The organism is Thalassotalea euphylliae (assembly GCF_042682785.1).
In the GTDB taxonomy this organism is placed as follows: domain Bacteria; phylum Pseudomonadota; class Gammaproteobacteria; order Enterobacterales; family Alteromonadaceae; genus Thalassotalea_F; species Thalassotalea_F euphylliae.
This window is the reverse complement of the sequence record NZ_JBHUIB010000003.1, coordinates 753,495-776,564: the sequence shown is the minus strand read 5'-3', so window position 1 is coordinate 776,564 and position 23,070 is coordinate 753,495. Positions and strand designations below refer to the sequence as shown.

Below are 23,070 nucleotides of genomic sequence, written 5' to 3'. Positions count from 1 at the left end.
ATTAAGGCATTGCCTTAAGACGGTGCGAATATTAAAGATTGATGAAACACTTGTAAAGCTTTTATTGCTAAGTATTTTTGATTTTTTTACTGAACGCACATTTATTAGTCACTAGTTACGTTTTTAATGCTCTGTTGAATCTTTTCCATACACCAATTATCTATAAAATACTCTCTGCTATATTGGGCTAGGCTGTTGTCGTCCAACTTTTGGTGTTCAAACAAACAAAGTAGCTGGCTGAGTTTACTCGCTTGAAAAACAATGGCAGCCAAAGGAAGTTTACGCTGCGCTTCTTGCAAATGCGCTTTGCTAATAATTCGCTCTTGCAATGCCAACGTTTTATTGATTTCAGGAGGAAGCTCCCAGTGTTTGCCAATAGCGAAACTAACCTTCTTTGCATGATCGATAATCAAACGCTGAAACGTTGCTGAACCGGGAGATGCATCGGGACTCACTACCGAAAAAGCCTCTGTTGTTAACTGAAATACGATCATCGTACCAACATTGGAAAGTAAACCCGCTAAATAAGCAGTGGAAGCTAACGTAGGATCAAGGTTCTTGGCTATTTGCTTCGACAGCACTGCTGTTTGTAAACAGTGCTGCCAAATCTTTTCACCAAATTGTTTAAAATAAATGTTGTTTGCGGGTTTGAATGATTTAAGAAAACTTTCTAGCACCTCTTGGACTAACCCTTCAGCGCCCATCGCCATAAAAGCAGATTTTATGTCAGTGATTTCCTTAGCACGCTTATACTTAGCACTGTTAGCTACACTAACTACATTGGTTGCAATGCTAGGCTCCGTATTGATCAATTCAATGAGTGCATCTGTATTAAATTCTTCATTATTAATTTCATCGATTATTAGCGCGACACTTGATGGCATAACGGGCATTTCGTTTAACACCAGCGATGGCTGCTTCAATACTAGCGTTATTTTTTCAGATAAATAACTTGCTAACTCGTCTTGACTTGCTTCAATGAAAGTTTCACCAAACAAATAAGCGAGGAACTGTTCCTCATCATTTTTACACTGCCTTAATTGGATTTGTTGATTGTTACTGAGCGATTCGCTTAATTGCGTTAAAGCTTCAGTTTTTTCGTTTTTCTCAAGACCTTTAGATTGAGCAAATACTTCATAGTTTGGGGTAGCCGCACGAGTAGCTAAAGATGGAAAAACAGCTTTAACGAGTGTTTTAAACATACGGCGTCACCCTGTCCTTACTTACCTCTTATAATCATTTACTCTAACACGGCTTTCTTGCAAACCTACGCTAAGTATTTGCTATGAAAAATAATATGGGATTCAATAAAACTAGCGATAAAAAAGTAACTATGATCATAGCCTTCTCGTCTATTAATACTGATATTTTGATGCCTAAATGCTTCATCGGTAAAAACATCTAATTTCAATTGTTCTTCTAAAAAGCTATCAGCCTCACCTTGGTCTATTAATATGTGCGGAGGCGTTTCAGTTGATTCTAATAGCTTCAAAGCATCATACATTTCCCAAGTTTGCGAGTTTTCCCCCAAATAGTTCGAAAACGCTTTTTGTCCCCAAGGACAATTGATAGGGTGGCAAATGGGAGCAAAAGCAGAAATACTGCGATAAAGTTTTGGATTCCGTAGTCCCAGTGTTAATGCACCATGCCCTCCCATTGAATGACCAGAAATAGACGAAGCACCATTTAATGGAAAATGATCTAACAAAACTTGGGGCAATTCCTGGGTAATGTAGTCATACATGTTAAAATTCTCCGCCCAGCCTTGCTCAGTCGCATTCAGATAAAAACCAGCCCCTTGTCCTAGATCATAGGCGTCGTCATTTTTTACCGCTTCGCCGCGGGGGCTCGTATCTGGTGTAACGATAGCTATGCCATATTCTGCGGCATATTTTTGGGCCCCCGCTTTTACGACAAAGTTTTCATCATTACATGTAAGACCCGAGAGCCACATTAGCATCGGAACCCTTTCTTGTTCCGCTTGTGGTGGTAAAAAAATAGAGAAGGTCATTTCACACTGGTTTGCATCTGAGTGATGTTTATACCTGAGCTGTTTTCCTTCAAAACATTTATGTGACGAAATTAATTCCACAAACGGCTCCTAATCGAACAACACAACTGAACGTATAGATTTACCTTCATGCATTAAATCGAACGCATGATTAATCTTTTCTAACGGCATGGTATGTGTAATTAACTCATCAATGTTAATTTTACCGTCCATATACCAGTCAACTATTTTAGGCACATCGGTACGCCCTCTTGCACCGCCAAATGCTGTGCCGCGCCACGATCTACCAGTTACTAGTTGGAATGGACGAGTAGATATTTCTTGCCCTGCACCAGCGACGCCGATAATCCAACTTTCACCCCAGCCTTTGTGACAGCATTCCAGTGCTTGTCTCATCGTATTGACATTACCAATACACTCAAAGCTATAGTCAGCCCCACCACCAGTGCGTTCGATAATCGTAGCAACGGTATCATCAACTTTCTTAGGGTTAATAAATTCAGTCATGCCAAACTCTTTAGCTAGCGGTACCTTTGATTCATTAATATCAATACCAATGATTTTATTTGCACCTGCTAACTTGGCACCTTGAATAACATTTAACCCAATACCGCCTAAACCAAATACAACCACATTACTACCTGGTTCTACCTTGGCATCAAAGATTACAGCACCAACGCCTGTTGTTACGCCGCAACCGATATAGCAAACTTTGTCAAAAGGTGCGTCTTTACGAATTTTTGCTACTGCAATTTCAGGTAGTACTGTGTAGTTCGAAAACGTTGAGCAGCCCATATAATGCAGGATTGGTTCTCCATCTAATGAAAAACGTGACGTGCCATCAGGCATTAAGCCCTGACCTTGAGTCGTTCTTATTTTTTGGCATAAGTTTGTTTTTGGGTGCAAACAAAAATCACATTCACGACACTCGGGTGTATACAATGGAATCACATGATCGCCTACGCTCAAAGAACTGACGCCGGGCCCCACATCAACAACGACTCCTGCACCCTCGTGCCCTAAAATTGCGGGAAATGCACCTTCAGGATCATCACCTGACAAGGTAAAGGCATCGGTATGGCAAACGCCTGTTGCTTTTATTTCTATCAATACCTCGCCTGCTTTAGGGCCTTGAAGGTCTACATCAGCAATTTCGAGTGGCTGTCCGGCTTTGAATGCAACTGCGGCTTTAGTCTTCATTTACTTTTTCTCGTTTATTGTATTTTCTGTAAGTGTAGTAAAGAAAATACTTATGATTAAGTAATTTAGTGCACTTTAGTACTGATTTTTTTACAAATTTAGAAACGAATCCTTCAAGCTTAAATAGGATTGTTAAGCATTTTTTTAAGCGCTAGAAACGAAAAAAGCCTCGCGATTGCGAGGCTTTAGAATATGGCGGTGAGATAGGGATTTGAACCCTAGAGGGGCTACAAACCCCTGCCGGTTTTCAAGACCGGTGCTTTCGACCACTCAGCCATCTCACCAATTGAAATAAGGCGCTTGCCTTAAGACGGAGCGAATATTAATGTGTCCCTATTCGCTTGTAAAGCCTAAATATAAAAAATTAATTCAACTGCTACATTTTTAGTCTAATTGTAGATTACTAGAACAAAATTAAAGGATTAAAATGCAAAATCAAGACATTTGCCGGTGCCCCTGGTTAGATGAAACAAAACCCGACTATGTTGTTTATCATGATGAAGAATGGGGCGTCCCCGTCCACGACGACAATAAACTTTTTGAATTCTTAACACTAGAATGTATGCAAGCTGGTTTAAGTTGGTACACCATACTTAAGCGTCGAGAGGCATATAGAAAAGCTTTTAATGATTTCGACGTCTGTAAAGTTGCGGGCTTTGATGAGAGCAAAATAGCTTTACTTTCAACGGACGCCTCTATCATTCGTCATCGTGGGAAAATAGAAGCCGCAGTCAATAATGCTAAACGGTTTATAGAAATTCAGAAAGAATTTGGTTCATTTGCTGCTTATCAGTGGTCATTTGTGGGTAACAAAACCATTGTAAATTCAATAAAGACTCTTGAAGATTACCCAGTGACCACGAAAGAGTCAGATGCGTTTAGTAAAGACCTCAAAAAACGTGGGTTTAAATTTGTAGGTTCAACAACTATTTACGCTCACATGCAAGCTTGTGGTATGGTAAACGACCATGCAAATGGATGTTACAGAAAGAAACAAATAATTGATCAATTTCAGCAGGTTTGACCGTAGTAAAACGAGAAAAGCCGTGTCATAATATGTCAAAGATGGCGTTCTGACTTGAACTTTTTCAAGACAGCCCCCATCTAAATAAGTAGAAAAAAGTTCATAGAGGAAGACTTATGCAATCAAATATGAATCTAGGTGCTGCTAGTCAGAGTACCGCAATTGAAATTAACAAGGTATTACGTAATACCTACATGTTATTAGGTATGACGTTGGCGTTCAGTGCTGTAACAGCAGGCATTTCTATGGCGATGGGTTTATCTCATCTTGCAGCCTTAGTAATGACGCTTGTCGCATTTGGATTGCTATTCGTTGTAAACAAACAAGCCGATAAAGCGAGCGGCATCTTTTGGATATTCGCTTTCACTGGTTTAATGGGAGCTTCTCTAGGCCCATTACTTAGTGCATACGCAGCCTTGCCAAATGGCGGCTCATTGATCATGCAAGCCCTTGGCGGTACAGCAGTAATTTTCTTCGCACTGTCAGGATACGCATTAACAAGCAAGAAAGACTTCTCGTTCATGGGTGGCTTCTTGATGGTTGGTTTAATCGTTGTGCTTATTGCCGGTATTGCAAATATCTTTATGGGTATTCCAGCGGTTTCACTAGCTTTAAATGCTGCTATCGTAATGATTATGTCTGGTTTAATTTTGTTCGATACTAGCCGTATTATCCACGGTGGTGAGCGCAACTATATCCGCGCAACAGTGTCGCTATACTTAAGCATTTACAATTTATTCGTTAGCCTTCTTCAACTTTTAGGCGCGTTTAGCTCAGACGATTAATTCTTTACAATTAATCGGTTATACTAAGCCTCGTTAATACGGGGCTTTTTAATGCCCAAATTTTGGAATTACAGTGTCAGTATTTACCATCGTTGTAACAACCTCCCCTTTCCATGGGTTGTCTGCAACTGCTAATGAATTAATAGAAGCTATTTATGCAACTGAAGAACATACCATTAACGGTGTGTTTTTTTATCAAGATGGTGTGCTAGCGGCAAACAAACTAGCGAGCCAGCCTAGTGACGAATATCAGTTTGTTGAAGCTCTTTGCCAACTAAAAACAAAATATAATTTTGATTTACATTTGTGTATTTCTGCGGCAGAAAAGCGCGGTATGACCGACGACAAAGATAATCACAACATTCACCCAGCATTTACTATATCGGGACTAGGTGAAATGGTTGAACTGAGTAACTCAGCGGATAGAGTGATTCAATTATGACATCAATAGCTATCATTAATAGCTCTGCGCCATTTGCAAATTCAAATGGTAAAGATGCACTTGATATGGCGCTAATATTTGGCTCGTATGAGCAGACTGTTGCCCTATTCTTTGTTGGCGATGGCGTATGGCAGCTAAAAGATGCTACAAAACCTGAACTGCTAAATGTTAAAAACTACTTAAAAACATTTAATGCACTCGCATTTTACGACGTTGAAGAAATTTATGTGTGCGCGAAAAGCCTCAAAGAAAGAGGTTTATCTTCACAACTTGAACTCGCTGATGCTCAAATTGCTCAACCTGAAGCGCTTCAACAAAAATTGACTGAATTTAAGCATGTGTTGAGGTTTTAATGACAACGTTACACCTAGTGAGACGCTCTTGGTATTCGCAGCAAGATCATCAACCACTAACAGCGTTGCTGTCTGGAGATGATGCTATTATGTTGCTAGACGATGGTGTGTATAACATTGGACACCCTGAACTCATCAAACTAATTGAGCATGTATCTACTGTTTATGTGATCGAACATCATTTTAAAGCACGTGGATTAGACAACACTAATAATGCAATCCAAACAGTTAGCATGAAAACCTTAATTGAACTTTCTCTTCAATTCGATAAAACTCTAACCTGGCAATAAAGTAAATGAATACAGCACTAGACTCCATAGAGCGAGATGCTCAAGGCTACTTAAAAAATCACTTAGATTGGGATGAATCGTTAGCGAGGCAAATTGCTGCAGAAGACAATATCGAGTTAACGGAAGCACACTGGGAAGTGGTGAATTTCGTGCGTGCGTTTTATTTAGAGTTCAATACATCACCGGCTATTCGAGCACTTACGAAAGCAATGAAAGCATCATTTGGTGAAGAAAAGGCGAATAGTCGATATTTATACCGACTATTTCCTGACGGCCCTGCTAAACAGGCTACAAAGTACGCTGGACTACCTAAGCCCGCACGCTGCATTTAAACTTTAATGTTTATGTTGTTGCCTGAGCTTGCCGTTGGTGGCTGCACCGCAGCTGGAGCCGCTGACTGAATTAAATTAAGCGCCATTTGGCCTTCCAACTCTTGTTGGTTTTTAGCTAAATTGGCTGTTTTTAATTCTGTTGCAGTTCCTGCTTTAGTTTGTACAGGATCGGTATTACCGATAGTTAAAGACATAAGTTCCTCCGTTATACGACTTTGATTAACGTTGTCTTCCCTTACTCTATCGGCTTTATCGAATAAAACCTTAATAATAAAAAAGGCGCCTTAGCGCCTTTTTAGTAATAATTAGCTATTAGTGTTTACGCTAATGGTAACGTTGGAACATTTAAGCCAGCCATTTCTTGGATAACACGGACCACCTGACAGCTATAACCAAATTCATTGTCATACCATACGTACAATACTGCGCGGTCTTCATCAACAATTGTTGCTTGAGAATCTACAACACCTGCGTAGCGAGAGCCAACTAAATCTGTCGAAACAATTTCAGTCGATGCTGTGTAATCTACTTGGTTCTGCAGCTCTGAACGTAAAGATATTTCACGTAAGTAGTTATTCAAACCATCTGTATCTGTCGCTTCCTTAAGATTAAGGTTCATGATAGCCATTGAAACATTTGGTGTAGGTACACGAATAGCATTACCTGTTAACAATCCTTTCAGCTCTGGTAACGCTTTAGCAACGGCTTTAGCCGCTCCCGTTGACGTAATAACCATGTTTAATGGTGCGCTACGGCCGCGACGAGGTGATTTATGATAGTTATCGATTAAGTTTTGGTCGTTAGTATAAGAGTGTACCGTTTCTACATGACCGTTTTTAATACCAAATTTATCATTTACGGCTTTAAGTACAGGCGTAATGGCATTAGTGGTACAACTCGCTGCAGAAATAATCTTATCTTCTGCCAAGATCATGTCATGGTTAACACCGTAAACGATGTTTTTGATGTCACCCTTAGCTGGTGCAGTTAGAAGTACTTTTGATGTACCTTTTGCTTGTAAATGCTGGCCTAATCCTTCTTCATCAGACCAAATACCCGTATTGTCGACAACAAGGGCATTGTTAATACCGTATTCTGTGTAATCTATTTCCGCAGGTGACTTAGCGTAAATTACTTGAATAAAAGCACCATTCGCGCGAATTACGTTATTTTCCTCGTCGATAGAGATGCTGCCGTTGAAAGAACCGTGAACTGAGTCACGACGAAGCAAACTAGCACGCTTGGCTAGGTCACCATCTTTTCCTGGACGAATAACAATAGCGCGTAAACGTAATTTAGCAGAAGGACCTGTTTTTTCGATCAATAGGCGTGCTAATAAACGACCAATACGACCAAAACCATAAAGCACAACATCTTGTGCATCATCGCCTTCAGAGTTGCTTTGCAAAATATCAGCAAGTTCTTTTTCTAGATATTGCTCGATAGTAAGACCATTTGCACCACCTAAGAAAAGGTAACGATAAGCTAGTTTACCAACGTCAATGCGCGCTGGTGCTAATGGCATTTTTGATAATGCTTCTAAAAATGGGAAACTTTCACGAAGGCGCAGTTTGCTTTCTTCGTGTAACGCAACTGATTTATGCGCCTTGATAATATCGATTGCCGAAGCATTCACTAAAGGACGACCGTAAACGGCAACTTCAATGCCTTTATTTCTGAATAACTGGCTAATCATTGGTAGCATGTTTTCAGCGAATGTTTGGCGTTCTTGCCAGCTTGATTGATATTGTTCCTCAAGATGAGAAGTCATTACGTAAACCTTTTATTTAAGTAAAGTGATCAGTAAGCTATTATCAATGTTGTATATGTTATCTATATTAATAATAGTTACCCGCTTGATGCGGCGCACATTGTAATTCAGCATGAAAGTTTACGCTAGTAGTTACATCGTATTTTTGTAATAAATTTGAGCAATAAATGAAGCGCACTTTACTTACTCTATTTCCCCTTTTAATCATGTCAGGCTGTGACACTGGCCCTGATCTCGCCAAAATTTGTAAGGAATCACCGAACATCTGCAATGATTTCATCGAAGATACGTGGTGCAAAACAGAACGCCGAGATAAAATTTTTGCCAAGTATGCTTTACAACAATCAGGTGCAGACAAACAAAAATATAATCTATTAATTGCTTATGAAGACTATGCCGCATGTATGGAGCACGCATCGAAGATTGAACACATTAAACTAAAGTATAAACAACGCAACCGTATTGATAACTTTGCAAAAGCAAAACAACGAATTGAAGAGTTAAGTGAAGAAACGAAGAATTCAGAACACCCTGAACTACTTTACTATCACTGGTCTCGTTACTTAAACAACACAGCGTTAGAAAAGTTTTTAGCGATGGAAGGAAGTGCTGCATTAGAAACACCTGCATCACAATTTCATCTAGCCACTTATTACATCAAGCGTGACCCGGATAAAACATTAGAGTTACTGTTCCATGCGCTTGAACTTCAGAAAGAAGGCGATGTTCCCAACAAAGAGATTTTTAAAGCAATCACGACAATATTTACTGACAAGGAAGAATACAAACAAGCTTACATATGGCTTAAAATTCTCAAACTACATGACCCGCAAGATGAGACGATTAGCAATGATAACCTATTGCAGTATAGTGAGGGATATCAGTTAGACGGTCCATTTTTAGATCAAGTTGCGCAAGCAACACTAGAAAAAATAGAGTTAGGGACATTTACCGCGCCAAAGCATTGATCGCTTTTTTGAAATTGCTGCTGTTATTCTAAATCAGACTCGAATACTAAACTGAGCGAGTTTACACAATAACGCTTGCCCGTAGGTGCTGGTCCATCGTCAAAAACATGCCCCAAATGGCTATCACAATTCGCACAGTTAATTTCTGTTCTGATCATACCGTGAGTCAAGTCTTCCTTATAAGATACAGTGCCATCAATACACTCGAAAAAACTCGGCCAACCACAACCCGCGTTAAACTTACTGTCCGAGGAAAACAGCGCCCGTTCGCAACAGGCGCAGTGATAATTACCTTTTAACCAATGATCATTATACTTACCCGTAAAAGGACGTTCAGTAGCCGCTAGCCTACACACTGCGTAGGCGTCTGGCGTTAACTTTTGTTTATAATCATCATCAGTCATAAGCTTATAGCGAAATTATCGGACGCCCTTCTACTGCCCATTCTACATGATATTTTTTACCGCTAGGCTTGTCTGTACGCTCAAATGTATGAGCCCCAAAAAAGTCTCGCTGTCCCTGTAAAAGGTTTGCTGGCAATGTTTCCATGCGCATGGAGTCGTAGTAGGACAACGAAGAACTCAATGCACCAGCAGGGATACCCATCATTGTGATATCTGCAATAGCTTTACGCCAATTAGCCTGGTGAAGGTTCAATTGTTTCGCAAAAAATTCGTCCAACAATAAATTGTCCAAATCTTCATTTCTTGAGAACGCTTCAGTAATTGACTGAAGAAACACTGCACGAATAATACAACCTGCTCGCCATATTTTTGCAATGCTCGCAAAATCTAATGTCCAATTATGTTCTTTCGCTGCTAGCTTCATAAGTTGAAAGCCCTGAGCATAAGCACAAATTTTTGCGCAGTAAATCGCATCATGAAGGCGTGTAATAAATTCTGCTTTCTCTTCTTCAGAGTACCTTTGTTGCTCTGGGCCCGATAAAAGTTTAGACGCTTCTACACGTGCAGCTTTAAAGGAAGAAATAGAACGCGCATATACAGCTTGCGATATTGTTGGTGCAGGACAACCAACTTCTAGGCTGCTTACCGCCGTCCATAAGCCTGTTCCCTTTTGGCCCGCCTTATCTAAAATTAAATCGACTAAAGGTTTACCGTCTTCTATTTTGTGTCTCAATACCTCGACTGAGATTTCCATTAGGTAGCTATCAAGAGGACCTTGGTTCCATTTTTCAAACGTATCTGCAATTTCTTCACAGCTCATCCCTAGGCCGTCACGCAATACTTGATATGCTTCACAAATGATTTGCATATCAGCATATTCAATGCCGTTATGCACCATTTTCACGTAGTGACCAGCCCCAGCAGGACCTATGTAAGCAGCACATGGATCTCCATGCTCTATAACTTCACCTGGCTCTGTGCGTTCTATCGGTTTACCTGTAACAGGATCTACTTTGGCAGAAATTGCTTCCCAAATAGGTTTAATGCGCGTCCAAGCATATGGAGAACCACTCGGCATTAATGCTGGCCCAAACCTCGCCCCCACTTCGCCACCTGACACCGCTGATGAGAATAAAATAAATTTATTTTTATAACGTTTTTCGCGCTCAACAGTATCTACCCAGAGGCTGTTACCTGTATCAATAACGATATCGTCAGGTTGAATACCTGCGCCAATTAAGCTTTCACAAACTTGGTCAACAGGTTCTCCAGCAGGGACTGAGAGAACAATTAGATGCGGAGCTGTTAATTGAGAAAGTAGTTCGGTGTAGGAGGAGCAACCGTAAACACGGGGGGAGTCTGTTTTGTTTTCTAGCTTATCTTGAGCGATAGCATCGGTTACTTTTTCATGATTTAAATCGAATGCAGCTATTTTATATCCATTATCAGCTAAGTTGAGTACCAAGTTCTTACCCATAACACCTAAGCCAATAAAGCCTATGTCACACAATACTTTCTCTTGTGTCATATTGATTTTCCGAGGTTAAATTTATTTTAGATTGGCGTGTTTAAAACACGAGACTTATCCTATTTTATCATGGCTGTTATAGAGTTGCCTCATTTCTGCAAAATAAAGTTGCTAAATTAATTAAATATTTTGGTAACAATCCGAAATATTATTTAATTTACTTTCATGAAATTGGATTTACGCCTTGAATTTTTCGTGTAATGGTGTAATTTTACTACATTAACAAAATGTAAGGGTTAAACATGACTATTAAAGTTGGTATTAACGGCTTTGGACGCATCGGCCGTTTCGTATTTCGCGCAGCACAAGAGCGTCAGGATATTGAAATCGTCGGTATTAACGACCTGATTGAAGTAGACTACATGGCTTATATGTTGAAGTACGACTCAACACATGGTCGTTTCAATGGTACTGTAGAAGTAGTTGACGGAAATCTAGTGGTAAATGGAAAAACAGTTCGTGTAACGGCAGAACGCGATCCGGCACAGTTAAAGTGGAACGATATCGATGTAGATGTAGTTGTTGAATCTACAGGCCTATTCCTTACAGATGAAACCGCCCGTAAGCATATTGAGGCAGGTGCTAAGAAAGTGGTCATGTCTGCTCCTTCAAAAGACGCTACGCCAATGTTTGTCATGGGGGTTAACCACGACAACTACAACGGTGAAGATGTAGTATCGAACGCTTCTTGTACTACTAACTGTCTTGCCCCTGTAGCTAAAGTACTTAACGACAATTGGGGTATTACCGACGGTTTAATGACAACTGTTCACGCGACGACCGCAACCCAGAAAACAGTAGATGGCCCTTCTGCTAAAGACTGGCGTGGTGGCCGTGGTGCTGGTCAAAATATTATTCCAAGCTCTACAGGCGCAGCCAAAGCAGTTGGTAAGGTTATTCCAGCGCTTAATGGCAAACTTACTGGTATGGCATTCCGTGTACCAACACCAAACGTTTCAGTGGTTGATTTAACAGTAAATCTAGAGAAGCCAGCTACTTATCAAGAAATTTGTGATGCAATGAAAACGGCTGCACATGGAGATCTAGAGGGCATTTTAGGTTATACAGAGGACCAAGTAGTTTCTAACGATTTCATTGGTGAAAAATGTACATCGGTATTCGATGCAGGTGCTGGCATTGCACTAACAGACACTTTCGTAAAAATCGTGTCATGGTATGACAACGAAATCGGTTACTCTAATAAAGTATTAGATTTAGTAGCTCACATTCAAAATTAATTTTTACACCGACTCCTAAAGCCAGCTTTGATAGCTGGCTTTTTTATTTGCTTGTTTTTTACGCAATAATTCGTCCCTTCACCTATAGTGAAGTTAGGCAATACATTCGTGTTGCCCTTGCATTATAGGGGATGTTTTATGCAAACGCGTAAGCCAGGAACAAAAGCGACAAACAAAAAAGCGCAACCTAACCCGGCAGAAACTAGTAGCGATGAGTTTGACATCGTCGTAAAACGCCGTGTCTCGCAAAAATCAGAAAATCAAGACAGCGAAAAAGTTAGCGATGCGAAATATAGCTACTTTACCGAAAATGATATCTCACTCATTTTAAAAAATTTAGACGCATTAAGAGACCATGTTTACCCGTCAGAACGTGGTTTAGAAGAGCCCGCAGATAACGCCCCTAATTTTCCTTCAGTTTGCTTGATTGGCCTGGGCCGTTGTGGCTCAAATATCGCGTTAGATGTAGCGTGTTTGGTACATAACGCACGTAACTATTATTTAAATGAGTTTCATGACGCACAATCAAAAGCACAAGAAAAAGAAAATAAACCATTTAGGTGGATACAAAAAAGTCTCAATATAAATCAAGACAACGCGATTAAACCTGTATTTCTGATTGAGCCTTTAGTCATGCTCGGTGATTTGGACAAAGATATAGAAGGTCGTATACGCTTTTCATCTAAAGGTTTTGATAACAATTTTCTGAAAGATTATAACAAGCTTCGCATAATGGATCTGTCCGAAGTGCATGCAGGCGGTGCTGGTAACGCCCCTATTCTTGGGCAATACCTCGCAAAAATCATTTTAAACAAAGACACCAATCAATTTACTAACCAAGATTGGAAGTTCATCCATTCTTATTTGATCGACTCTTGCGGTATAAAGGCAAACCAATCTCGACTGTACTTTTATATATTCAGTGCTGGCGGCGGAACGGGCTCTGGTATGGCATCTGAATTCGGGCTGGCTCAACAATACTCATATATGAGTAAAACGTTTGATATTCGTTCAGAAAGAGAATTGGCCAGTCACAACCAGTCATTTGTTTTTGAGCCCATATTTACCAGTGGTATTTGCATTCTGCCGAATATCTCGGAGCAATATGTTGAGACGTCAGAAGCTTTGCACATTAATGCTGGTCGTCTCCTGTGTAAATACCTTTCTGAGGAGTGGAATTTTTCATACAGTGTGGACAACGAGTCTATTTCTGAATCAAACATGATTCAGCGTATCCGCCCGTGGAATGCCATGATGTTAATCTCTAACGACATTATGCGCTATGCGGAGCAAAACGACACAGAAGGCGGCATACAATTTATTGATGTTAACTCAATGGAACGGCATGCCAATCAATACATAAGCCAGCAAATATTTAATATCCTCACTGCACAAGCAGTGACCACAGATTATGATGAAAATTACTTCCGTCGTGCAGGTATTGATATAGGTGAAACAATACGTCTAGATGCTAACGACCTATTTATGTCTTTAGCAGGCCCTGTCGCTATAGCGTATGCAGAATCTGTTGTTCATGAATACGACGTGAGTGGCGAAGGAAAAAGTAAACTGTTCGGTGGAGAAGATTCAAATTTAGATGTTGACGATCTATTCTTCCGTTCCATAGATTTGCCTCATTTTAACAAACAGACGCAAGCGATAGAGGGTATTAGTCTTCTCCCTATCGAGTCCGCTCATTATCGCACGGCACTAAAAACCTATAAAGAAAGTGGTTATGATGCGAGACATTTAAAAGACTTACATTTCTTTAAAAACTGTTCCTCTATTGTATCTATTGTATCTTTACCAAAGGATTATAAGCTTTCGTATATGGACTTAAATAAGCTTAAGATGCACTTAAACAATTTGTTCCCAAATACCACTTTGAAGCGATATGCACTCGTTATTGGCGCTTCTGCAAATCTATCGTTAACCACTTTAATAGCTAAAAGTCCTTGTTTAAGTGATGACTTTTTAACGCTAATCGTTGCATACATTAAACGTTGTTTCGCCAAAGATAATTATCGTTTTGACGATACACTCGATAGAACAATTATCGAGCTTATAAAAGCACCTCACTTAGATGAAGAATTACTAGATGAAATGCTGCTATCTCATGAGAACCCTGCAAAAATTCTCGACACAAACTGGTATGCCATCAAGCCCATGTATGAAAAGAAATATCGCGAACTCATCCATGACAAGCAAAACTTTACCTCTATCAACGACATTCGTTTGTCATTAGAGTCAGTGAAGAACGCTATCATGTATTTACGAGAAATTTATAGGCACCGTATTAGCAAAACGAAAGTGATTTCTCTAAACGACTTTCCTGCACCAGATATCTACATACCAACCATGGTAAAAACGAAAAAGGAAGATAGCTAACAAAAAAGCCCGCAAAAGCGGGCTTTCTTTTACTGAGTATTCTGAGCTTTTACTTAGCTGTCACCGTGTCAGACACGTGTGCTATAGCTTCGTTGGCTAGTTGTGTAATTGCAGACCAATCTTTTGCTTTTACAATACTATCAGATACCAACCAAGAGCCACCACAACATGCGACATTCTTCAACGCTAGGTAGTTGTTAACATTATTCAGGTTAATACCACCCGTTGGGCAGAACTTAATATTAGGGAAAGGACCACCAATTGATTGGATCGCTTTCACGCCGCCAGAAGCTTCAGCAGGGAAAAACTTAAAATGATCGTAACCATAATCAATACCATCCATCAATTCAGAGATAGAAGAAATACCAGGAATTAATGCAATGTCACCTTCGTTACCAGCTTTTAACAAGTCTTTTGTCAAGCCAGGACTAATAGCGAATTTAGCACCAGCATCTCTAGAGCGCTGGAGTAATTCACGGTTTGTTACTGTACCAGCGCCAACCACAGCTTCCGGCATTGCTTTAGCGATCGTTTCAATCACTTGTAAAGCGGATGGCGTACGAAGTGTAACTTCTAAAACTTTTACGTCAGCTGCTAATAGAGCTTCGGCAATAGGGAGCGCATCTTCAACTTTTTCAATGACCAGTACAGGGACCAGTGGTCCCATTGCAAATAGTTCTTTTGGCGATATTTGCCAATTCTTTGAATCCGTCATAATGCCTCTTTATTATGTTGTAGAAGGTATGCAGCAGCGCCTAAGACGCCTGGCTGAGCTTCTGTTATAAGGTATGTAGGTATATTTTGATTAAAGCCTGACAACCGTCCTTTTTCTTCGAAACGTTGCCTAAAACCACTTTTTTGAAAGTATTCAATAAAGCGTGGCACAATGCCTCCAGCGATATAGACACCGCCAAAACTACCCAAAGTTAACGCCAAATTGCCGGCAAAACTGCCCAAAATTCGACAAAATTGCGCTAACGTTTCCTGACAAAGTTCACATTCTTCGTCCAACGCTTTCGCAGTTATTTCTTTAGCAGCTAAATTCTCACTCGAACCGTTTTTGCTCGCTAGTGCTTGATATATTTGTTCAAGACCTAGTCCAGATAGCAATTGTTCGTAGCTAACATGAGAGTATTTAGTAAGTAAGAATGTAAAGATGTCGATTTCTTGCTTATCGATCGGCGCAAAATCTACATGGCCACCCTCTCCACTTAAGCTAATCCATTTACCATTATCATTAATTAAGTTAGCAACGCCTAAGCCTGTTCCAGGGCCACAAATTGAAATAGGTTTACCTAGTATGGCTTCACCAGTCCCCACTTTAATTTTCTGTGAGTCAGATAATTGTGGTATTGCATGCGCTATTGCCGTGTAGTCATTTATAACTAATAACTTTTCTAAATTTAGCGACGTTTTTAACGCTTGCTTGCTAAATTTCCAAGGTAAGTTAGTCATAACAACAAGATCATTTTCAACAGGACAAGCAATAGCTAAGCACACATTGATTTTCTTTTCTTGGAGCCCTTTTTCTTCGATATAATGTTTAAGGACATGCTCTACACCGTCGTAATCGCCACCCTGATACAACGACAGTTCACTCGTTGAACCATCGTCGTGAGCAAGACTAACACGCATGTTAGTCCCACCAATATCTGCAACTAGATTGACTACGTCAGCCATTTAGTGTTCACCCTCTAATGTGTGGAAAAGTGAACAAGCACCTGTGTCTGCAGTACTTAAGCTATTACGCATAAAGCCGAATATTTCTCGGCCCATACCTTCATGGTGACCATTTACCTTAAATTTAGACAGTTCACGTGCATTAAGCTCAGCTTCGTCTACCATCAAGATTAACTCGCCAGTTTCACCATTCACTGAAATCATGTCACCATTTCGAACTTTCGCAATTAAACCACCGTCTAGTGCTTCTGGACACAAATGAATCGCTGCTGGCACTTTACCTGAAGCGCCTGACATTCGACCGTCAGTCACTAGCGCTACTTTATACCCTTTGTCTTGCAGCACACCCAAAGGTGGAGTCAGTTTATGCAATTCAGGCATACCGCGGGCTTTAGGTCCTTGGAAGCGCACAACAGCAACGAAGTCTTTTTCTAGTTCACCAGCTTTGAATGCAGCTTCTAAATCATGCTGATCTTCAAAAACAACTGCTGGTGCTTGAATAACTGTTGCACCGTCACGAAGTGCTGACGTTTTAAGTACAGATGTACCTAGATTACCTTTTAAAACTTTTAAACCACCGTCAGGCTTAAACGGATTTGCCACGGTAGCAATGACTTCTGGGTCGCCCGACTCAGTTGGGCCATCAACCCATTTTAACTGACCATTGTCTAGTACGGGTTCTTGGGTATAACGCGTTAAGCCTTTACCACAAATAGTTTCAACATCCTCGTGCAATAGGCCTGCACCAAGCAACTCACGGAATAACAACGCCATTCCACCCGCTTGCTGGAAGTGGTTAATATCGGCATGGCCATTCGGGTATATTCGTGTTAGTAAAGGTACTTCGTCAGATAAGTCATTAAAGTCTTGGAAGTCGATAATAATACCCGCGGCACGTGCAAATGCGATGATATGCATCGTCAGGTTTGTTGAACCACCTGTCGCTAGCAATGCAACAATAGCGTTTACTATTGAGCGTTCGTCGATCATCTTACCAATCGGCTGGTAATTACCTGACTGTTGAGTCAGACGAGTGACTTGTCGTGCTGCTGCTTTGGTTAACTCTTCACGTAAACCTTCATTTGGTTGTACGAAAGATGCCCCTGGTAGGTGTAAACCCATCACTTCAACAACAAGTTGGTTAGAGTTCGCTGTACCATAGAAGGTACAGGTACCGGCACTGTGATACGAAGCCGACTCTGCTGCTAGCAATTCTTCTTTACCTACTTCGCCTTTAGCAAACTGTTGGCGTACGCGCGCTTTTTCTTTGTTCGGGATACCAGAAGGCATTGGACCTGCTGGGACAAATACAGTGGGTAAATGACCGAATGTCATGCTCGCAATTAACAAGCCAGGTACAATTTTATCGCATATACCGAGCATTAATGCGCCATCGAACATGTTGTGTGAAAGACCTACGGCTGTTGACATCGCAATAACATCACGACTCATCAAGCTTAGATCCATACCAGGCTGACCTTGTGTTACACCGTCACACATTGCAGGCACACCACCTGCGAACTGGGCTACACCACCTGTCTCTTCTACCGCTTTTTTGATGATTGGCGGGTAAGATTCATAAGGCTGATGCGCTGACAACATATCATTATATGCTGAAATAATTGCAATATCTGAGTGGTTTAAACCTTTTAGCTTAGCCTTATCTTCTTTACCACATGCCGCAAAACCATGTGCTAAGTTGCCGCACGATAATGATGCTCGGTGTACTGTTTCAGATTTTGCTCTGTCAATTTTATCAAGGTAAGCGCTACGCGTCGGCTTACTGCGTTCGATTATACGTTCCGTTATGGCTTTAATTTTAGGGTTCATAATTTACTCCGCCCAGTATACGGTTGTCTGTAATGATGGGTGATGCAAGAACGCTCTTATTGGCATTTCGGTATTGTCGCCGCCATCAATTGCTTTATTTAACACCTGCTTTTTGCTGTCTCCGCAAATATGCAAAATGGTGTTTTCACTTTTAGCCAGGTACGAATAACTAAAGGTAATTCTGTCATGTGGTGCCGTTGTTGGCACAACTTTCAACAGAGGTGCTGCATCTCTACTTAACGCAGCGTGAATTTCTTCACTACAAGGGAACAAAGACGCTGTGTGGCCATCTTCACCCATGCCTAATATCAAGACATCAAACGGTAAAATGGTATTAGCTGCTAGGTTAAGATCTGCCAACACTTCAGGTGTTAATGCTTCACCTTGCTTAATATGGAAAAAGTTGGCATCTACCGCTTTGTTTTGAATAAGGTTTTCGTGTACAAGCTTTGTGTTACTTGCAGAGTCATTTATATCAACCCAACGTTCATCAGCTAGAGTAACCGTAATATCTTTCCAAGGAAGATCTCGGTTAGACAATGCTGCAAAAAAACCTTTAGGTGTTGAGCCACCTGATACCGCAATACTTGCTTTACCTTTTTGCTTTACAGCTGTAGTTAAAATATCAGCTACTTTGTCGGCTAGCGCGAGGTCTAAATCTTCGCGAGAATCAAATTCGTTAATACTGTACATGCGTTACTCTACCCACTGGCGATCGTCGCGAGCGATCAATGATATTGAAGAAACAGGCCCCCAAGAACCGGCTGCATAAGGTTTTGGCTTATCATTACTAGCTGACCAAGCATCAATAATACTGTCTGCCCATGTCCATGCTGCTTCCACCTCATCTCGACGAACGAACAATGATTGGTTTCCATTGATAACTTCGAGCATTAAACGTTCGTACGCATCAACAACGCGCTCGTCTTCGTAAGTCTCAGAAAAACTCAAATCAAGCTTGTTCTCGTGAATATTCATTTGAGATGCAATGCCTGGGATTTTGTTGAGAACTTGAAGCTCTACACCTTCGTCTGGCTGCAAACGGATGGTTAGCTTGTTGGCTGGTAAGTCTTCATAGCTATCTTTAAAGATATTATGTGGCTGCTCTTTGAAGTGAATAACAATTTCACTGTGCTTGGCTGGCATTCTTTTACCAGTTCTTAAATAGAATGGTACGCCTGTCCAGCGCCAGTTATCGATTTCCGCTTTAATGGCTACAAATGACTCAGTCGAGCTGCTTTTATTCGCACCTTCTTCGTCAAGGTAACCTGGTACAGCCTGGCCACCCAAGAAACCTTCCGTATATTGACCGCGCACCGTTTTTTCTTTCACATTTTGACGAGTGATAGGAACCAATGCTTTGATAACTTTAAGTTTTTCGTCGCGAATACTGTCAGCACTTAAATCTGCTGGAGGCTCCATTGCTAGCAACGATAAGACTTGCAATAAGTGATTTTGTACCATGTCGCGCATTTGACCTGCTTCATCATAGAAGCCCCAGCGCCCTTCAATACCAACGCTTTCAGCGACGGTAATCTGAACATGGTCAATGTAGTTACGATCCCAGTTGTTGGTGAACAATGAGTTTCCGAATCGTAGCACCAAAAGGTTTAGTACCGTTTCTTTACCCAAATAGTGGTCAATACGATAGATCTGATTTTCTTTAAAATGCTTGGATACCATGTCGTTGATCACTTTAGACGACTCTAAGCAGTGACCAATCGGTTTTTCCATCACAACACGATCTTCCGGGTTAATAAGTCCTGCGTTGTATAACCCTTCTGTAATATCACCGTATATAGCCGGCGGTGTTGAGAAGTAGTACATGTGCTCGCAGTTTTTAATCTTAAGTACGTCTGCCAGCGCGCCGTAACTTTCAGTTTCTTTAAAATCTAGTTGTTGATAAACCAAACGTGCGACAAAGCGTTTGAACACATCCTCATTAATGCCCTCTTTCACAAAAGTGTTTAAATTCTCTGTGGTAAAGGACACAAAGTCTTCGTCGCTGTAGTCATGTCTTGCTACACCGATAATGCGTGTATCACTATGCAGAAGCCCAGCCAGATCAAGCTGGTAGAGTGCAGGAAGTAATTTGCGACGTGATAAGTCACCTAAGGCGCCAAATAATACTACGTCTACTGCCGTGTTGCCTTGTGCATTTTTCATATAATTATCTCTAGTTTACCTATTGTAACTAAACTACATTTGCCGTTAATTTAGCGCTTGTTTTAAGTACAGTAAAGAACTTTTTGTAATTTTACTACAATACCAAGAAGCCTTTTTCTAATGGCATATATTATAGCTTTTCTTCCTGATTATTTATTAAACATTTGCAAATTTTTTGCGGAATAGATTATATTAAGCGCATATTTGAAAGAAAATTTCATTTATTCTGTTATTTAGGCAGAAAATTAATTACAGTTATTACAAAAAAGATCTGGATAATTAAATGAACATTTTAGAAAAGATCGCCAATGAACTAGATACATTCAGCAAATCAGAAAGAAAAGTTGCTGAAGTCATCCTAGCGTCGCCAAATACAGTTATTCACGCAAGTATAGCCGCACTCGCTAAGCAAGCGAACATTAGTGAACCTACAGTTAACCGCTTTTGCCGTCGTTTAGACACGAAAGGCTACCCTGACTTTAAGCTTCATTTGGCGCAAAGCCTGGCGAATGGAACCCCTTATGTTAATCGTCACGTTGATGAAGACGATACTGCCGATGAGTACACCGCCAAAATATTTGAGTCAACAATGGCTAGTTTAGAATTAGCCCGTAAAAGCTTAAATACAACGCTTGTTAACCGCGCAGTTGATTTGTTGACTCAAGCGAACAAAATTTCGTTTTTTGGTCTCGGTGCTTCAGCCGTTGTAGCACATGACGCACAAAACAAGTTTTTCCGCTTTAATGTGCCTGTTGTTTATTTCGATGATGTACTAATGCAAAGAATGAGTGCGATAAACAGTCAACAAGGCGACGTTGTCATTGTTATTTCGCATACAGGCCGCACAAAATCATTGGTTGAAGTCGCTGCACTGGCCAAAGAAAACGATGCTACTGTTATTGGTATTACGACAGAAGGTACACCATTGGCTAAAGAATGTAGCCTTGTCCTTTCTGTGGATGTAGCAGAGGACACTGATTTATATATGCCGATGTCATCACGTATTGCTCAGCTAACATTAGTCGATATTTTAGCGACGGGCTTTACACTTCGACGTGGCAGCAAATTTAGAGACAACCTTAAAAAGGTTAAAGACAGTCTACGTAGCTCTAGATTCGAGCGACGCGAATAAAATACAGGCATACCAAATGGTATGCCTTTTTTGATTAAACTAACTTACTAGCGAAGGACAACCATGCCTAGAAGAACGAAGATTGTTGCGACACTTGGTCCAGCAACTGATGATAGAGAAACGCTAAAAAAAGTACTTGCAGCAGGTGTTAATGTAGTACGTCTAAATTTTTCACACGGTACACCTGAAGATCATATTAATCGTGCAAACCTTGTACGTGAAATATCCGCAGAATTAGGCATTTACGTTGGTATATTAGGCGATTTACAAGGCCCTAAAATTAGAGTTTCTACGTTTAAAAACGGCCCTATTCAACTAAATGTTGGCGATAAGTTTGAGCTTGATGCCGCTTTGCCAAAAGGCGAAGGTACGCAGGAAAAAGTCGGCATTGATTACAAAGAATTGCCTGGCGATGTTAGCAGTGGAGATGTTTTGTTATTGGACGACGGCCGTGTTCAATTAAAAGTATTGAGCACTGAAGGTACGAGCGTCTTTACAGAAGTTGTAGTGGGTGGTCCTCTTTCAAATAATAAAGGTATTAATCGCCAAGGTGGTGGTTTAACTGCGCCAGCATTAACAGCCAAGGACAAAGAAGACATTAAACTAGCAGCCAAATTACAAGCTGACTTCCTAGCAGTTTCTTTCCCGCGTGATGCAGCAGATATGCGTGAAGCAAGGTTACTCGCTCAAGAAGCTGGTTGTGAGGCTCGCCTAGTGTCAAAAATTGAACGTGCTGAAGCGGTCAACGACGACAAAGTATTGGATGATATTATACTTGCGTCTGATGTTGTGATGGTTGCGCGTGGCGATTTAGGTGTTGAAATTGGTGACCCTGCCCTTGTCGGTAAGCAAAAACATATAATCGCTCGCTCTCGTCAACTAAACCGTGTAGTGATTACAGCGACACAAATGATGGAGACGATGATTTCACAGCCTATGCCAACGCGTGCAGAAGTAATGGACGTGTCTAACGCTGTACTTGATGGAACTGACGCAGTTATGCTTTCTGCAGAGACAGCTGCAGGTAAATTCCCCGTTGAGACTGTCCAAGCGATGGCCTCTGTATGTATCGGTGCAGAGCAACACAGATCGGTAAACTCATCGAAACATAGAATTGAGCTGATGTTCGAAGAAATTTCTGAAACGTTAGCACTTTCAGCAATGTATGCAGCGAACCACCTTAACGGTGTTAAAGCCATTATTGCACTGACAGAATCTGGTCAAACGTCAAAGATTATGTCGCGCATTACGTCTGGTTTACCTATTTACTCCTTGTCTCGCCACAACAAAACGTTAAACAAAACTGCTATCTATCGCGGTGTTTATCCGGTGTTGTTTGATTCAAAACAGTCTAGCGATCAATCGTTATCGAAAGACGTATTAAAAGAAGTCATCAAAGTGGGTAACCTTAAAGAAGGTGACAAAGTGATATTTACACACGGTGACTTAATGGAAACCGTTGGTGCAACGAACACCATGAAAATTCTGAAAGTCACTAAAAGCTTATTGAAATAAGCGTTGTTTTTAC

General features: G+C 40.8%; 23 protein-coding genes and 1 tRNA gene. 11 read left to right on the top strand and 13 right to left on the bottom strand.

From position 1 onward, the window contains the following. Positions 1 to 104: 104 nt before the first annotated feature. The 4 genes from ACFSJY_RS10775 to ACFSJY_RS10760 all read right to left on the bottom strand — a co-directional run bounded on the left by ACFSJY_RS10775 (position 105) and on the right by ACFSJY_RS10760 (position 3,495). Positions 105 to 1,202 (bottom strand): HDOD domain-containing protein, encoded by a 1,098-nt coding sequence (locus ACFSJY_RS10775; RefSeq protein WP_386034088.1) that lies wholly within the window; start codon positions 1,200 to 1,202, stop codon positions 105 to 107. Between the two features lie 65 nt (positions 1,203 to 1,267). Further along, a complete protein-coding gene (fghA, locus tag ACFSJY_RS10770; protein WP_386034086.1) occupies positions 1,268 to 2,092 on the bottom strand; it encodes an S-formylglutathione hydrolase in 825 nt (274 codons plus the stop codon). A gap of 9 nt (positions 2,093 to 2,101) precedes the next feature. Beyond that, positions 2,102 to 3,211 (bottom strand): S-(hydroxymethyl)glutathione dehydrogenase/class III alcohol dehydrogenase, encoded by a 1,110-nt coding sequence (locus tag ACFSJY_RS10765; RefSeq protein ID WP_386034084.1) that lies wholly within the window; start codon positions 3,209 to 3,211, stop codon positions 2,102 to 2,104. Positions 3,212 to 3,404: 193 nt separating this feature from the next. Continuing rightward, positions 3,405 to 3,495 (bottom strand) — tRNA-Ser (locus ACFSJY_RS10760). Positions 3,496 to 3,638: 143 nt separating this feature from the next. Here ACFSJY_RS10760 and ACFSJY_RS10755 point away from each other — a divergent pair. The 6 genes from ACFSJY_RS10755 to ACFSJY_RS10730 all read left to right on the top strand — a co-directional run bounded on the left by ACFSJY_RS10755 (position 3,639) and on the right by ACFSJY_RS10730 (position 6,437). Further along, entirely contained in the window at positions 3,639 to 4,235 is a 597-nt protein-coding gene (locus ACFSJY_RS10755) for a DNA-3-methyladenine glycosylase I (RefSeq protein ID WP_386034082.1), read from the top strand. 116 nt (positions 4,236 to 4,351) lie between these two features. Further along, a complete protein-coding gene (locus ACFSJY_RS10750) occupies positions 4,352 to 5,020 on the top strand; it encodes a Bax inhibitor-1/YccA family protein (protein WP_386034079.1) in 669 nt (222 codons plus the stop codon). Between the two features lie 73 nt (positions 5,021 to 5,093). After that, positions 5,094 to 5,462 (top strand): sulfurtransferase complex subunit TusD, encoded by a 369-nt coding sequence (tusD, locus tag ACFSJY_RS10745; RefSeq protein ID WP_386034077.1) that lies wholly within the window; start codon positions 5,094 to 5,096, stop codon positions 5,460 to 5,462. Then, positions 5,459 to 5,815 (top strand): sulfurtransferase complex subunit TusC, encoded by a 357-nt coding sequence (gene tusC, locus ACFSJY_RS10740; protein ID WP_386034075.1) that lies wholly within the window; start codon positions 5,459 to 5,461, stop codon positions 5,813 to 5,815. The genes tusD and tusC overlap by 4 nt, the downstream gene beginning before the upstream one ends. Next, positions 5,815 to 6,105 (top strand): sulfurtransferase complex subunit TusB, encoded by a 291-nt coding sequence (tusB, locus tag ACFSJY_RS10735; RefSeq protein ID WP_386034073.1) that lies wholly within the window; start codon positions 5,815 to 5,817, stop codon positions 6,103 to 6,105. Before tusC ends, tusB begins: the two co-directional genes overlap by 1 nt. 5 nt (positions 6,106 to 6,110) lie before the next feature. Further along, positions 6,111 to 6,437: a TusE/DsrC/DsvC family sulfur relay protein gene (locus ACFSJY_RS10730; RefSeq protein WP_386034071.1), complete on the top strand. Its 327-nt coding sequence runs from the start codon at positions 6,111 to 6,113 to the stop codon at positions 6,435 to 6,437. Here ACFSJY_RS10730 and ACFSJY_RS10725 read toward each other — a convergent pair. Both ACFSJY_RS10725 and ACFSJY_RS10720 read right to left on the bottom strand, forming a co-directional pair. Beyond that, the gene (locus ACFSJY_RS10725) at positions 6,434 to 6,631 is read right to left on the bottom strand and encodes a hypothetical protein (RefSeq protein ID WP_386034069.1); all 198 of its coding nucleotides are present in this window, start codon (positions 6,629 to 6,631) and stop codon (positions 6,434 to 6,436) included. The two genes, ACFSJY_RS10730 and ACFSJY_RS10725, sit on opposite strands and share 4 nt — an antisense overlap. A gap of 125 nt (positions 6,632 to 6,756) precedes the next feature. Next, entirely contained in the window at positions 6,757 to 8,208 is a 1,452-nt protein-coding gene (locus ACFSJY_RS10720) for a glyceraldehyde-3-phosphate dehydrogenase (protein WP_386034067.1), read from the bottom strand. Positions 8,209 to 8,375: 167 nt separating this feature from the next. Between ACFSJY_RS10720 and ACFSJY_RS10715 the strand changes: the two genes are divergently transcribed. After that, on the top strand, positions 8,376 to 9,176 hold the full coding sequence (locus ACFSJY_RS10715) for a DUF2989 domain-containing protein (RefSeq protein WP_386034065.1): 801 nt from the start codon (positions 8,376 to 8,378) through the stop codon (positions 9,174 to 9,176). A gap of 23 nt (positions 9,177 to 9,199) precedes the next feature. On the opposite strand, the gene msrB is transcribed toward ACFSJY_RS10715, so the two are convergent. Further along, positions 9,200 to 9,580: a peptide-methionine (R)-S-oxide reductase MsrB gene (msrB, locus tag ACFSJY_RS10710; protein ID WP_386034063.1), complete on the bottom strand. Its 381-nt coding sequence runs from the start codon at positions 9,578 to 9,580 to the stop codon at positions 9,200 to 9,202. Positions 9,581 to 9,584: 4 nt separating this feature from the next. Then, on the bottom strand, positions 9,585 to 11,108 hold the full coding sequence (gndA, locus tag ACFSJY_RS10705; RefSeq protein ID WP_386034061.1) for an NADP-dependent phosphogluconate dehydrogenase: 1,524 nt from the start codon (positions 11,106 to 11,108) through the stop codon (positions 9,585 to 9,587). Between the two features lie 242 nt (positions 11,109 to 11,350). Here gndA and gap point away from each other — a divergent pair, with 242 nt between their 5' ends. Together gap and ACFSJY_RS10695 are read left to right on the top strand one after the other, a co-directional pair. Beyond that, positions 11,351 to 12,346 (top strand): type I glyceraldehyde-3-phosphate dehydrogenase, encoded by a 996-nt coding sequence (gap, locus tag ACFSJY_RS10700; protein WP_386034058.1) that lies wholly within the window; start codon positions 11,351 to 11,353, stop codon positions 12,344 to 12,346. A 138-nt stretch (positions 12,347 to 12,484) separates the two neighbouring features. Next, entirely contained in the window at positions 12,485 to 14,734 is a 2,250-nt protein-coding gene (locus ACFSJY_RS10695) for a hypothetical protein (RefSeq protein ID WP_386034056.1), read from the top strand. A gap of 49 nt (positions 14,735 to 14,783) precedes the next feature. On the opposite strand, the gene ACFSJY_RS10690 is transcribed toward ACFSJY_RS10695, so the two are convergent. The 5 genes from ACFSJY_RS10690 to zwf are packed head-to-tail and all read right to left on the bottom strand — an operon-like array spanning position 14,784 to position 20,410. After that, positions 14,784 to 15,449, bottom strand: coding sequence for a bifunctional 4-hydroxy-2-oxoglutarate aldolase/2-dehydro-3-deoxy-phosphogluconate aldolase (locus ACFSJY_RS10690; RefSeq protein ID WP_386034054.1), 666 nt, complete (start codon positions 15,447 to 15,449; stop codon positions 14,784 to 14,786). Next, a complete protein-coding gene (locus ACFSJY_RS10685) occupies positions 15,446 to 16,414 on the bottom strand; it encodes a glucokinase (protein ID WP_386034052.1) in 969 nt (322 codons plus the stop codon). Before ACFSJY_RS10685 ends, ACFSJY_RS10690 begins: the two co-directional genes overlap by 4 nt. Continuing rightward, a complete protein-coding gene (gene edd / locus ACFSJY_RS10680; protein ID WP_386034050.1) occupies positions 16,415 to 18,244 on the bottom strand; it encodes a phosphogluconate dehydratase in 1,830 nt (609 codons plus the stop codon). It lies immediately after the preceding gene. Between the two features lie 3 nt (positions 18,245 to 18,247). Continuing rightward, on the bottom strand, positions 18,248 to 18,937 hold the full coding sequence (gene pgl, locus ACFSJY_RS10675) for a 6-phosphogluconolactonase (RefSeq protein ID WP_386034048.1): 690 nt from the start codon (positions 18,935 to 18,937) through the stop codon (positions 18,248 to 18,250). A gap of 3 nt (positions 18,938 to 18,940) precedes the next feature. Then, complete coding sequence (gene zwf, locus ACFSJY_RS10670; RefSeq protein ID WP_386034046.1) at positions 18,941 to 20,410, bottom strand: glucose-6-phosphate dehydrogenase; 1,470 nt, start codon at positions 20,408 to 20,410, stop codon at positions 18,941 to 18,943. 283 nt (positions 20,411 to 20,693) lie between these two features. On the opposite strand from zwf, the gene ACFSJY_RS10665 reads away from it, so the two are divergent. Together ACFSJY_RS10665 and pyk are read left to right on the top strand one after the other, a co-directional pair. Next, entirely contained in the window at positions 20,694 to 21,542 is an 849-nt protein-coding gene (locus tag ACFSJY_RS10665) for a MurR/RpiR family transcriptional regulator (protein WP_386034044.1), read from the top strand. 63 nt (positions 21,543 to 21,605) lie between these two features. Continuing rightward, positions 21,606 to 23,057 (top strand): pyruvate kinase, encoded by a 1,452-nt coding sequence (gene pyk / locus ACFSJY_RS10660; RefSeq protein WP_386034042.1) that lies wholly within the window; start codon positions 21,606 to 21,608, stop codon positions 23,055 to 23,057. Positions 23,058 to 23,070: the final 13 nt, after the last annotated feature.